10 protein-coding genes and 2 pseudogenes are annotated in these 12,255 nt (G+C 36.2%); 9 read left to right on the top strand and 3 right to left on the bottom strand.

Annotated features, from left to right (window positions below):
• The first annotated feature begins 305 nt into the window (after positions 1-305).
• From ACJ9PY_RS15485 to ACJ9PY_RS15465, 5 genes are all read left to right on the top strand, one after another.
• A complete protein-coding gene (locus ACJ9PY_RS15485; protein ID WP_057276098.1) occupies positions 306-800 on the top strand; it encodes a DinB family protein in 495 nt (164 codons plus the stop codon).
• Between the two features lie 345 nt (positions 801-1,145).
• A complete protein-coding gene (locus tag ACJ9PY_RS15480; RefSeq protein ID WP_411738510.1) occupies positions 1,146-1,700 on the top strand; it encodes a GNAT family N-acetyltransferase in 555 nt (184 codons plus the stop codon).
• Between the two features lie 482 nt (positions 1,701-2,182).
• On the top strand, positions 2,183-2,551 hold the full coding sequence (locus ACJ9PY_RS15475) for a MerR family transcriptional regulator (RefSeq protein WP_098371712.1): 369 nt from the start codon (positions 2,183-2,185) through the stop codon (positions 2,549-2,551).
• 229 nt (positions 2,552-2,780) lie between these two features.
• Positions 2,781-3,914 carry an NADH-dependent flavin oxidoreductase gene (locus tag ACJ9PY_RS15470; protein WP_411738509.1) on the top strand — a complete coding sequence of 378 codons (1,134 nt, stop codon included), beginning with the start codon at positions 2,781-2,783 and terminating at the stop codon, positions 3,912-3,914.
• A 62-nt stretch (positions 3,915-3,976) separates the two neighbouring features.
• A complete protein-coding gene (locus tag ACJ9PY_RS15465; protein WP_230162545.1) occupies positions 3,977-4,717 on the top strand; it encodes an SDR family oxidoreductase in 741 nt (246 codons plus the stop codon).
• A 312-nt stretch (positions 4,718-5,029) separates the two neighbouring features.
• Here ACJ9PY_RS15465 and ACJ9PY_RS15460 read toward each other — a convergent pair whose 3' ends face one another.
• On the bottom strand, positions 5,030-5,626 hold the full coding sequence (locus tag ACJ9PY_RS15460; RefSeq protein WP_411738508.1) for a hypothetical protein: 597 nt from the start codon (positions 5,624-5,626) through the stop codon (positions 5,030-5,032).
• A 174-nt stretch (positions 5,627-5,800) separates the two neighbouring features.
• On the opposite strand from ACJ9PY_RS15460, the gene ACJ9PY_RS15455 reads away from it, so the two are divergent.
• Genes ACJ9PY_RS15455 through ACJ9PY_RS15445 form a run of 3 tightly spaced genes read left to right on the top strand, consistent with a single transcriptional unit; the run spans position 5,801 to position 9,586 of the window.
• Positions 5,801-7,375, top strand: a complete 1,575-nt coding sequence (locus ACJ9PY_RS15455; protein WP_411738507.1) for a spore germination protein — start codon at positions 5,801-5,803, stop codon at positions 7,373-7,375.
• A gap of 10 nt (positions 7,376-7,385) precedes the next feature.
• Positions 7,386-8,477 (top strand): GerAB/ArcD/ProY family transporter, encoded by a 1,092-nt coding sequence (locus ACJ9PY_RS15450; protein WP_411738506.1) that lies wholly within the window; start codon positions 7,386-7,388, stop codon positions 8,475-8,477.
• Positions 8,478-8,482: 5 nt separating this feature from the next.
• Entirely contained in the window at positions 8,483-9,586 is a 1,104-nt protein-coding gene (locus tag ACJ9PY_RS15445) for a Ger(x)C family spore germination protein (RefSeq protein WP_411738505.1), read from the top strand.
• 178 nt (positions 9,587-9,764) lie between these two features.
• Here the strand turns inward: ACJ9PY_RS15445 and ACJ9PY_RS15440 are convergent.
• Positions 9,765-10,115, bottom strand: a pseudogene (locus ACJ9PY_RS15440) (DDE-type integrase/transposase/recombinase); the annotation flags it as partial.
• 329 nt (positions 10,116-10,444) lie between these two features.
• Here ACJ9PY_RS15440 and ACJ9PY_RS15435 point away from each other — a divergent pair.
• Positions 10,445-11,020 (top strand): annotated as a pseudogene (locus ACJ9PY_RS15435) (multicopper oxidase domain-containing protein); the annotation flags it as partial.
• Between the two features lie 302 nt (positions 11,021-11,322).
• Here the strand turns inward: ACJ9PY_RS15435 and ACJ9PY_RS15430 are convergent.
• A complete protein-coding gene (locus ACJ9PY_RS15430) occupies positions 11,323-11,547 on the bottom strand; it encodes a hypothetical protein (RefSeq protein WP_411738504.1) in 225 nt (74 codons plus the stop codon).
• Positions 11,548-12,255 lie beyond the last annotated feature (708 nt).

The following is a 12,255-nucleotide window of genomic DNA, read 5'->3' as shown; positions in this document are numbered from 1 at the left end:
ATACTGTCACAACCAGTTTCTTATACAGGGTATCTTCCTTAAGATCCACCAAAAAAAGTTCAGCCTGGTTGTATTGTTATTTTCCATTATTGTCAAGGGGTTAATGGGTTAGACTCTATTTTGAGTTTAGATTTTCGTAGTAGATGGTGGCGGCGAGGAGCGCCGCCATAGGAGTTTCTTATGGAACTATCCGGGCAGGATAGTTTAATAAAAACAGGACAATCAATATACTATGTAGTATATAATAAGATGATATTGTTTAAAGATTTAGAAAAAACAGTATATAAAAATTAGGAGTGTTTGTTATGGTTCATGCAAAAGATGTTTTATCGGATCAGTTGTTGGCAAATGCTAATGACCCAAGTTGGTACCTACCATTTTCAGATTCAATAGAAAGATTGTCTGAGGAACATGCATTTTGGAAGCCAAACGAAGAAAGTAATAGTATTGCTGAAATTGTGCAGCATCTACTATATTGGAATCAAACATGGCAAACAAGGTACCAAAAATCTCACGTTGATGCTGTGCCTTCAATAGGAAATAATAATAACAGCTTTATTATTCCTGAAAATCATACTTTTGCTGACTTAAAAAAACAACTATTAGAGGTGCTTTTACGTTGGCAAGAGTTATTATCTGAAGAAAAAGTTGAGAGAGAAGTTAATGGTTATCCTGGACACGTGAAATGGTGGGCAATACTCGGAAATGTGTCAACTCATAACGCATATCACATTGGACAGATCATTTATATCAGGAAGTTGCAAAATAGCTGGAAAATAGATGCAGGAGTAGATAAATGAATAAAAGTTGCACTAGTGCCTACTTGAACTATCGGGTGCTTACTTCAATAAGGAAGGTTGCTGAGGCAGCCTTTTTCTTATGGCACTAACGGGGCAGGATAGTTCATTAAGGAACTGTTAAGTCACATTAAAGTTGTTTAAAATAAAATAAAATAAAGTTGTTTAAAAATGTCAGTCATGTTATTCCATTAAAGGTCCAGATTGTTGAGTAAACAGTTGAAACATATATATGGAAAATTATTTGAAAGGATGTACTAAGATGAGTGTGATGATATTAACCTTAATTGGGGACATTTTCGCTACCATCGGTGGTTCATTAACAAAGCGTAGTTAGAGGAGGTTAAAATGGAGAAGCAGGCTGTTTTATTTCATTCATTAGAGGGTGAAAAAATCTACTTCAAAGCACTAAGGATAGAGGATGTTCAAGAAATACATCATTATGCGTCAGATCAAGAGGTTTCACGATTTATTGGCTGGAATTTGATGAGTACTTTGGAGGAAACTCGTCAGTTCATTGAACTAATGTTAAAACGCGAGTCTGCAGGAACTCATTTATATTCCTCTATTGTTGAAAAATTAACTCAAGCAATTATAGGAACAGCCATAATTTTCAATTTTGACCAAGAAGCAAACCATGCTGAAATTGGTTATGTGTTGCATAAACATCATTGGGGCAAGGGGTATGGCACAGAGATTGTTGCATTGATGAGTGATTTTGCATTTAAATCACTTAATCTTCATAAGCTTCATGCAATGGTAGTGCATGCCAATATTGGCTCTGCACGGATACTTGAAAAGAACAGGTATGAGTTAGAAGGACGATTAAAAGACCACTATTTTATAGAGGATAAGTATTATGATGCATTACTTTTCGGCAAAATTCCTAACCTGGAAACTTAGAGTTCTTGTACAGATAAAATGAAGAGGTTTGTTGACGATAATTTCAATAAAATATAGTCCCTTCTTATTCCATTAAAGGGCGCGATTCTTTAAGAATTGCTTTTCTTAATGAACTAACGGGTGCGTTAGCTGAAGATCAGAGCTGTCATTATGGCAGCTTTTTCTTTATGCAACTAAAGGGGCAGTTTAGTTGCATAAGGAACGTGATAGCTATAAAAAAGCAAACTCGCCAAAACTGCGGCGAGTTTGCTTTTTTATTTGAAAATAACGAAGTCAAATAAGTGACTTTTTTTATTCTACTCTTTATGTCTCCTTTTTAAAATTTTTCTAACGAAATAAATCTAAAAGATCGTTAATCATCATATGCAGAAGAATTACAACTTCTTGACTTAGAGTAAACTCTAAGTATTATTCTTTCTTTATAACACAAATTAAAAAAGAAAGAAGAAATAGACATATCAGATTTAATGGAGGCGGTTATATTGACATATTCTATTGGAGAATTTTCTAAAATAGTTGGGCTAAGCGAACATACATTGAGGTTTTATGAAAAAGAAGGGTTAATAAAAGTAAATAGAGACGATAACAATGTCAGAATTTACTCGGATGAAAATAAATTATGGATTGAATCCTTGCTCCACCTAAAAAATACAGGGATGTCACTAAAAGACATGAAACGATTTGCCATGTGGGGGCATATGGGGGATAAAACAATGGAAGAAAGATTAGCTCTGCTTAAAAAGCATCGCAAAAAAGTAGTGGAAGAATTGGAGAAGATTCGTCAAAGTTTAGAGCATCTGGATAATAAAATAAATTTTTATGAAAATGAAGTAGGAGACTGTTTCTCTTAGAAATTAAGCAGCTAGTTGTTTTTTCCATTTGCATCTTTTGGATAACCCTCGTACAGACAGCTTTCTACATCGTGTTTTATCGAAAATAATAAAAAAACACTTGCGTTAGAGTGCTCTCTAGGGATTAACCTAATCTTGCACCATTTAGTACATGAAGGGTTAATCAACCTTTATAAAATACGACAAACTAACAATGTTAGATCAATACTATTCAGAAAGAGGTTAAAAAATGAACGAAAAATATAGCAACTTATTTAAATCTTTTACATTTAAAAACGGGATTACCATTAATAATAGAGTAGTTATGGCACCAATGACAACTTGGTCCAGTAATGATGATTACACGGTTTCAGATGAGGAATTAACCTATTACAAAAAAAGAGTTAACGGAGTAGGACTTGTGATTACAGGTTGTACACATGTGACTCCAAACGGGATCGGTTTTACAAATGAATTTGCAGCTTATGACGATACATTTACGCCGGGCTTACGTAAATTAGCTGAAGCCGCGAAAAGTGGCGGAGCTCCTGCTATCCTTCAAATTTTCCATGCAGGTAACAAAGCCCTACCAGATCTTGTTCCAAATGGTGAGGTTGTTAGTTCCAGCGCTTTAGAGACTGAAGCTACTGGATTTGCTCCTTCAGTTTTGCCTAGAGAACTTTCACACGAGGAAATTTTAGATATCATCCATGCATTTGGAGAAACAACAAGAAGAGCAATTGAAGCAGGTTTTGACGGCGTTGAACTTCATGGTGCTCATGGTTTTTTAATGCAAAACTTCTTCTCACCTTTCTTCAACAGACGAGAAGATCAATGGGGAGGATCATTAGAAAATCGCATGCGTTTTCCACTGGCAATCGTTCAGGAAGTGAAAAATGTCATTGAAAAGCATGCAACAAAACCGTTTATGTTAGGATACAGAATATCTCCTGACGAACATGAAGAAGGCGGTTTGAGAATGAAGGATACCTATGCATTGATTGAAGGCCTAATTGAAGAGGATGTCGATTATGTGCATGCTTCATTGGCTGATGCTCTTTCTTCAAAGCCAGTCGACAGTCAAGATGAAAAGACATATCTTGAGTTAGTTGTTGACCATGTAAACGGACGAGTTCCTGTACTGGCTGCTGGTTCTATGGTAACTCCGGATGATGTCGCCAAAGCATTAGATAAGGGACTTACCCTAGCTGCAATTGGCCACGCGTTAATCATGAATCCAGAATGGGTTGAAAAGGTTCAGAGTGGAAAAGAAGCTGAAATTAAGACAGCAATTAAGACTTCAAAAGTAAGCGAGCTTGAGCTTCCAGGAAAACTTTGGAATGTAATTCAAGCTTCAGGTCCATGGTTTAAGATCGAAGACTAACATCGTAATAGAAAAGTTTACTGTTTTTTATCACGTTTTTATTAAGAGAGGATGTCATATATATGTCGAATATTCAAGATAAGGTTGTAATTATTACGGGTGCCTCTAGTGGGATTGGAGAAGCTACTGCAAAAGAACTTGCATCTAAAGATGCGAAGTTGGTACTGGCGGCTCGGCGCGAAGATCGATTAAAGAAATTACAAGAAGAGATTCAAAATAATGGCGGGCAAGCTATTTATAAAGTGACGGATGTTGCCTCACATGAACAAATGGAAGAGTTAGCTGATTTTGCTCTTAAAGAGTTTGGAAAAATTGATGTAATGGTCAATAATGCAGGAGTAATGCCGTTATCACCTGTTTATGAGAAAAAAATCAATGAATGGGATACGATGATTGATGTAAACATCAAGGGTGTACTTTATGGTATTGCTGCTGTTCTTCCGTCCATGAGAGAAAGAAAAAAAGGGCATATTATTAACGTTTCCTCAATAGCTGGTCACTTAGTATTCCCTGCTAGTGCAGTTTATAGTGGTACAAAGTTTGCTGTACGTGCCATTACAGAAGGTCTCCGTATAGAAGAGGCTAGCAACAATATTCGTACAACTATAATCTCCCCAGGAACTATTACTACAGAATTACTAGAAACCATTACAGATTTAGAATTAAAATCTGCAATTGTTGAAGATAGCAAAATTGGAATTGAGCCTGCTAGCATTGCTCGTGCGATTGCATTTGCAATTGAACAACCATCAGATGTAGCGATTAATGAAATGATTGTTCGTCCAACCATTCAAGAACTCTAAAAGAAACTTTTGTAATGAGGCAGCCCCACTTTTTTTGGGGCTGCTTGTTTATTACCTTATACTTTGCAAATAATGAAAGGTTGAGAAAATGCTATATTCAGATACATTTGCAATAGGACTTATTCCCATTGTACGTGATTAGATAACATGCTTCCTCTGAACAATATACTTTTATTTGAACGTTTAATGTTTAAATGGAAATTAATTCATTAATAAAATTAAAAAAGAGATTAAATTTTAAGTTTGTGAAGCATTGTACTTAAACTAACGGGTGCGTTAGTTGATTAAAATGGCTCCCAATTTGGTGGGTTTTTATATCAGACACAAACTGTGAATGTAAATTGTGCATAAAAGAGGTTGTACTCTTGGACAAAAAAATGAAATGCTGTACAAAAAATATGGACAGCATTTTTGAATGATAAATTTTTGAAAACTTGCGCTTCTCATAAGTCCCTTTTTAGACAAGCATTGGAATTTCACTTCACACTTTATTAATGGATCAAGATAAAAATAGTTTTCATCCTCGTTAGTGATTAGCTGCTTAGATATTTCGTAAAAGGCTTTTCTTTCTTTTGGAGGAACAAATTCCAATATACCTCTGTATTGATTATCCTGATCTAACATTAACCAACCAAATTTTTTCTTGCGAATTGCTCCTATTTTTACCGAATTATATTGATAGTTCTTTATTTTGAGAAATACGTCTTGTGGTCTTGAATCCAATGTATAAGGTCTATTTAAATTCTTAGAAACCACACCTTCCAGTCCTAAATGCTCTACTCTGTTATAAAGTTCATCACGGTCTGAATAAGTAGGACAAGTAGATATATACGGAGTGTTTTCTACAATGGTGTTTAAGGTATCTAAGCGTTCAGATAAAGGTTTGTTTATAAGAGATGCACCATTCAAATACAAAATATCAATAGAAGAAACTCTTCAAAAAAAGAGCATCTGCTTGAAAGCAGATGCTCTTTTTGCAGTTCAACACGGGTCGTTTTGATTATGAGTAATTTCCTTAACGTTGTAAATCCGCATTTTCCTGACTTTTTACAGCATAGAGTATATTTCATTTTAATGCGAGAAATGATAAATCTGAGAGAAAGGGGGGCGTTCCATATTTTTTTCTCCGGTTTATTTAAAAGGAAACGTTATTCAAAATACCAGCAAACAAACCAAAATGTTTATTCAGAAAAACTTAGTTCGATAGATCATTCTCCGCTGTATCCTGATTTATCGATGAATATACAAGTACTTCAGCAGATGTTTCACCATGCTCCGGATTTGGTGATTCGCCACTTCGAATTCGCCGGAAAGGGAACAAAGGCAGCTTTAGTATACGTAGATGGTTTAACAGATAAAAATTCAATAAGCAATAACGTTCTAAGTGCCGTGATGCAATCCTCTTTCGACCCAAAGAAGGGATTGCCTACAACTGTAGGGGATGTTGAAGACGTCCATTCATGGAAATCCGTTGAAAATGCACTTTTTGCAGGTGACAGCGCCTTATTCATCCAAGGGGAAACGAAAGCGTTTCTTTTGGATACAAAAGGATGGCCTCAAAGAGCGATTGAAGATCCGAAGCTTGAAACATCACTGAAAGGTGCCCACCAGGGATTTGTAGAGACCGGAAGTCAGAATGTAGCAATGTTGCGAAGGTATATTCCTAACCGAGAATTGATCATAAAGGAACTTACAGTCGGTGTTCGCGGAAAGTCAAAGGTCTTTATCGTTTATTTGGGAGATGTTGCTAGCGAAGAAGTACTGCAGGAACTTGAAGACAGAATCAAACAGATTCAAATGGACGTAATAATTAATACTGGTGAACTATCTGAATTAATTGAAGATAACCCATATTCCCCGTTTCCTCAGTTTATATTAACCGAGAGGCCGGACTCAGCAGCTTCACAAATTCTTCAAGGTCGATTTGCCGTTATCGTCGATCGTTCGCCATCTGTTTTAATTGCTCCGGTAACATTAATGTCTTTTCTTCAGAGTGTTGATGATTACAGCACACGCTGGTTAGCAGCATCATTGATACGGTTGCTGCGCTTTTTCGCCTTTATGATCACATTATTTCTACCTTCAACATATGTAGCCATTATATCCTATAATTACGAAGTCATTCCTTTAAAGCTTTTTTTATCCATCGCAGAATCACGGGTGGTTGTGCCCTTTCCGCCAATCATAGAAGCACTCCTGATGGAGGTTACCATTGAAATGATGAGAGAAGCAGGCGTTCGTCTTCCGGCTCCAATAGGCCAAACGGTTGGAATTGTGGGAGGGATTGTGATCGGACAGGCAGCTGTTCAGGCAGGGATAGTAAGCAATATCATGGTGATTATCGTTTCTGCAACGGCAATCGGCTCATTTATTATTCCAAGTTATGACATGGGGACGGCTATCCGAATGCTGCGATTTCCAATGATGTTATTAGCAGTCATGTTTGGAAGTACTGGAATCATGATTGGTGCCATGGCGTTGATTGCCCATTTAATTAGTCTTGAATCACTGGGAACTCCGTATGCAAGCCCATTAGCTCCTTTCCGGTTTGCTGATATGAAGGACTCATTTATTCGGTTTCCTTTATGGAAAATGATTACAAGACCAAAAAGTGTAAGGACCATTCAATCCAATCGTCAGGGAAAGCCTAAAAGATAAGGTGAGGAAAATGAAAAAATACACCTATAATGAAATCACCCTACTGCAATACATTTTTTTGATTGTTGGGACCCAGATGGGGGTCGGTTTTTTGTCGCTTCCAAGAGTTGTTGCCGAAAAGGCTGGAACAGACGGCTGGATGGGCCTCATCATTGGTTGGATATTAAGCGTTGCTGCCAGTATTATTATGGTGAAAACGGCTGAGAAGTACCCAAATGACACGCTTTACGATCTTCTTATCCGATTTTTTGGAAAAATACTAGGTAAAGTGGCTATTTTCATTATTCTTGGATACACTTTATGCTTATCTTTGATCATATTTATTAACACTTTGCTTTATATAAAAGCATGGTTTCTTCCCAATACACCTGACTACTTAATTGTGTTGTTATTTTCACTCCCGGTATTATTTATAGTCAGGAATGGTCTCCGTGTTATTGGAAGATATAATGAATTGATTTTCTATATGACGATGTGGCTCCCGGTTATTTTTTTGTTTCCATTAAAAGATGGAAGTTTCTTGAATTTACTTCCATTGTTTAAAGTTAGTTGGAAGTCAATTTCAGCTACCATGCTGCCGGTCATTTATTCGTTCCTAGGGTTTGAGCTTGCCTTTTTCTTTTATCCTTTTTTACAGAAAAAGCAATATGCCATTCATGGAATTATTATTGCCAACACCATATCGATGTTCTTTTATCTCTTTGTAACCATTTGCTGTTTTGTGTTCTTTAGTCCGGATAGCATTACCGATTTTAATCAGCCTGTCCTAAGTATGCTCAAAGTGATTGAATTCCCGTTTATTGAGCGTCTTGACATGGTTATATTGAATATTTTGATCCTTTTTTCCTCAAGATCCTGGATCTTGTACATGTACTGTACGGTCTTTAGTTTCAGTCAATTAATGAATAAGCAGGATCATAGTTTATATGTGCCCGTGTTGTTAGGTTTATTCGTCGTGGCCACATTTTTAGTTCAACCAACATGGATGCAAGTAACAACCTGGCAAAAATGGATTTCGAATGCCGGGATTGTGGTAGCATATGTGTTTCCCGTTTTTTTATGGGTTTACAGTTGGGGATATGAGAGATTTTCACGGAGGTGATTTTCATGAGCCGAAAAATAGGATTGTGTCTTTTGATCCTTGAAATGATACTCTCTGGGTGTATGGATGCAACACCAATAGAGGAAGTTAGCGCCTCACTTATTTTAGGCCTCGATTTAGATGAAGAGGATAATTTATTAGTGTATATGTCAAGCCCGATATTTAGTAAAGAGGCAAAAGATAAGGAAGAAGTGTATGAAGTTAAATCATACACCCTCCGACATTCAAGAGAAAAATTTGATGCGAGGGTAATAGGATTAACATCAGGAAGTAAAACGCAAATGTTTTTGGTGGGGAAACGACTGCTTAAAAAGAAGGATTGGTTTGACTATCTCGATCCTTTCTTCAGAGATCCTAAAAATACAGTAACCGCGCGTGTTGTCGCTGTAGATGGATCAGTTGCAGATGTTATTTTCAATAAACCAACAGATAAACCGCGACTATCTCTATATTTAACAAGTTTAATTGATGCTGCCGCCGAGAGAAATATTGTGAAAAAAACGACCCTCCAGGATTTTCACAAACAAATGAAGGACAAAGGGAGAACGGCGTGGATCACCCAAATCAAAAAGAAAAAAAGAATCGAGCTAACAGGCTCCGCACTGCTAGCACAGTCAGGCCAGTATAAAATAACAATAACACCTGATGAAAATCAATTATTAAATATTTTAGAAGGTAAACAAAAAGGTGATTATTCCATAACTATTCCGGTTTCTATGGAATCCGCCAGTAAAGGCAAACCATACATCAGCTTCTCCATTTCGGATTTGAAAGTAAAGAAGAAAGTAAAGTTCAATGGACGCTTTGTATTTGATATAAATGTAAATTTACAAACCTCGATATCCGAACTACTCTTTCCATTCGATGTCGAAAAAGATTATGCAAAGCTTGAAAAAAGTATTGCAAATGAGCTCGAGAATGAATTCAACCGATTAATTCAGAAAATACAAAAAGCTCAAATTGATCCTCTAGGGCTGGGTCTGTATGCAAGAGCCTACACCTATCAAGAGTGGAAAAAAGTACAAGATGACTGGGGGGAAAATCTAGCAAAATCCAAAATAAACATACATGTTAAAACAAAAATTAAGGGCATAGGAACAACGAATTAATAATAGGACAAAAGCTTTCATAATGAGGGGATGCTGAGAACCGATTCCTGTTAAAGATTCTGAAGTTCGTTCTGTTTTTGAATTTTCTTTGGCATTATCGGAAAGTCATGTAAAAAGGTTCTGGTGCAAATATGACCTGTTAGAAACGTAGAATCTCAATATCCTTTTCATCTATGAATTATGAGGCTACTCCAAATAATTCATGTATAAATTCAATCTCACTTTGGACAGACTTCACCCCTTGTTGAAGTTGTCCTTTTTTCAGCATATGCATCACCTCCACCCCACAGATGATTTGTTTGGCTGTTCGAAACGTTTTTAATCCTAGCATAGAACGGACTCGCTTCTTTATAAAGCGATGATCTTGCTCCACTATGTTATTCAAGTACTTCTGTTGTCTAAGTTGCATACCATCAGGTATGCTTTTCTCTTTTTTCAACTCTTCAATTGCTATAGGATAAGCCGGATTCTTATCGACCGTCATGACACGAGGCTTAGAAACATGAAAAGACCGCAAAGCTTTCTTAAATTTGCCTGGCAGGCAAAGGGTCGTGGGTTCAATTCCCATCAACTCCATACAAAAAAGAAAACACTTCCTTATTTAATAAATGAGGTGTTTTCTTTTTATTTGGATCTGTTAAATTTCATTATTGATTAAAAAGACTGCCTTAAATTGCAGTCTTCAATTGTTCTTTATCAACTACGCCTCCGTTAGTTACACAAGCGTGCATAGAATATATCACGCACTTTTATTCATTTTGTCAACTGCAATCACCATTTGAATTTGTCATACAGAGCTTATAATATTTATAACCTTTAGAAAGAAGGTAATTATAATTAGCAGAAAGGAGAGGAAATATGATTCTCTCTAAATTTGTAGATGAACTCCCTATTCCCCCTATTTTAAAACCTCGATGGAAAGATCAGGTCTTTACTTATTATAAAGTGAATATGACGGAATTTAAGCAATCACTCCATCGTGAGTTAAATGATACAACTGTTTGGGGATACGAAGGTAGCTATCCAGGACCTACCATTGAAGTAGAAAGAGGAGAAATCGTGTTTATCAAATGGATCAACAATCTTCCAGATAAGCATCTGTTTCCAGTAGACTATACGGTGCATGGAGCCCATATGGAGGATGTACCTGAAGTACGAACGGTGGTTCATGTACACGGTGCATGTGTTGAATCGGAAAGTGATGGCTACCCAGAGGCTTGGTTTACAAAAGAATTCAAACAAGTCGGTCGATATTTTAGAAAGCAAGTATATCGATATGATAATTGCGGTCATGATTCCACCCTCTGGTATCATGACCATGCCCTTGGTATCACTAGGCTTAATGTTTATGCAGGGTTGGCTGGATTTTATCTAATCAGAGATCAACACGAACGTTTATTGAATTTACCAAGTGAGCAATATGAGATCCCTCTTCCTAATCAAGTAACTCGAATTATCATGAAGTTTGGTCCTTATACAGGTTTGTATGTTTGGCACTGACATATATTAGAACACGAGGATTACGAAATGATGAGACCATATATAGTTATCCGATAATTAGATTTTTCCGAATAACAAAATTAATCTATAAAGAACATTGGGATTTAACACCCAATGTTTTTTACATATAAAGCTAACCTGCTCCGTTAGCTGCATAACAAAAATAAAAACGACCTGCAAAGGCAGATCGCTGTATTAGTCAACTAACGCCTCTGTTAGTTGAAGAAGGAATTTTTCTATTCGTCATCATCGCTTCTTTTTAAAAATCGTATATTAAGTAATAAATAAACCACTGCAACTGTTATTCCAACAACAATATCCCTTAGTAACTCTATTTGAATTCCTTGGGAAACGGTTCTTCCGAGGAGGAACGTTATAACAATTGCAATACAGATTTTAATAATCTCAGACTTAAACGTCATACACATCCCCATATACCTGTCTATTTTTATAATTCCCATTATATTAATGCTCAACCTCTCTCAGTGTATCCTCTTTCTGACTTTTTTTATTGATTTAAACGGCTTAGTTACTTCAATAAGAAAAGGCTTAACTCTTTAATCAAGTGAAGCTTAACGAAACTGTATAAGTATAGGCACCCAATAAAAATTCATTCTATTTCATTAATGTACTCAGCTTCAATTTCTTCAAAGGGGAAACCTGTTGTTGAATCGTGTCCTAAGAAGGTTAAAATTTTTTTCCGTGAACCTAAAAAAAATCATTGAAGAAACGAATCAAGATAGAAATTTACCATATTAAATCTTTTATGGGCATCCAGTAATGGGTGATTTTTGTTTTGTTGAAATTAAGAACATTATCCATAGTAACTGTAGTACGGATAGTAATAACCATATCCACTATAGTATGGATAATAAACGAAACCATTCAAATGATAGTGTGGGATTTGTGTCGCACCAAGTTCACTTAAGAATCCAATAATAGCATGACGTTGAGGTCTTCTTACATTTATATTATACATTTGAGCAACTCCTTTTTATTTAGATTGTTCTGTTTATGATATGCCCTTTTCAAAAAAAATGTATAGACACCCCTAAACTTGGGTGACGATGGAAAAGGAGGGTTAGAAGATTTTCCGATTAAACCAACAAGAATTTATTTTGGATTAAATACAAATCGAACTCAGGTTAAAAATGTAAGGTCATTACTTG

The organism is Peribacillus sp. S4 (genome assembly GCF_046715815.1).
Classification (GTDB): domain Bacteria; phylum Bacillota; class Bacilli; order Bacillales; family DSM-1321; genus Peribacillus; species Peribacillus frigoritolerans.
This window is presented reverse-complemented; position numbering and strand designations above follow the sequence as displayed.

What these genes read in the sequence shown, in the direction of transcription:
- ACJ9PY_RS15450 (WP_411738506.1), top strand. Translation starts at nt 7,386, where the DNA reads ATGAAAAAATACACCTATAATGAAATCACCCTACTGCAATACATTTTT.
- ACJ9PY_RS15455 (WP_411738507.1), top strand. Translation starts at nt 5,801, where the DNA reads ATGATAAATCTGAGAGAAAGGGGGGCGTTCCATATTTTTTTCTCCGGT.
- ACJ9PY_RS15480 (WP_411738510.1), top strand. Translation starts at nt 1,146, where the DNA reads ATGGAGAAGCAGGCTGTTTTATTTCATTCATTAGAGGGTGAAAAAATC.
- ACJ9PY_RS15485 (WP_057276098.1), top strand. Translation starts at nt 306, where the DNA reads ATGGTTCATGCAAAAGATGTTTTATCGGATCAGTTGTTGGCAAATGCT.
- ACJ9PY_RS15470 (WP_411738509.1), top strand. Translation starts at nt 2,781, where the DNA reads ATGAACGAAAAATATAGCAACTTATTTAAATCTTTTACATTTAAAAAC.
- ACJ9PY_RS15465 (WP_230162545.1), top strand. Translation starts at nt 3,977, where the DNA reads ATGTCGAATATTCAAGATAAGGTTGTAATTATTACGGGTGCCTCTAGT.
- ACJ9PY_RS15445 (WP_411738505.1), top strand. Translation starts at nt 8,483, where the DNA reads ATGAGCCGAAAAATAGGATTGTGTCTTTTGATCCTTGAAATGATACTC.
- ACJ9PY_RS15430 (WP_411738504.1), bottom strand. Translation starts at nt 11,547, where the DNA reads ATGGGAATTATAAAAATAGACAGGTATATGGGGATGTGTATGACGTTT.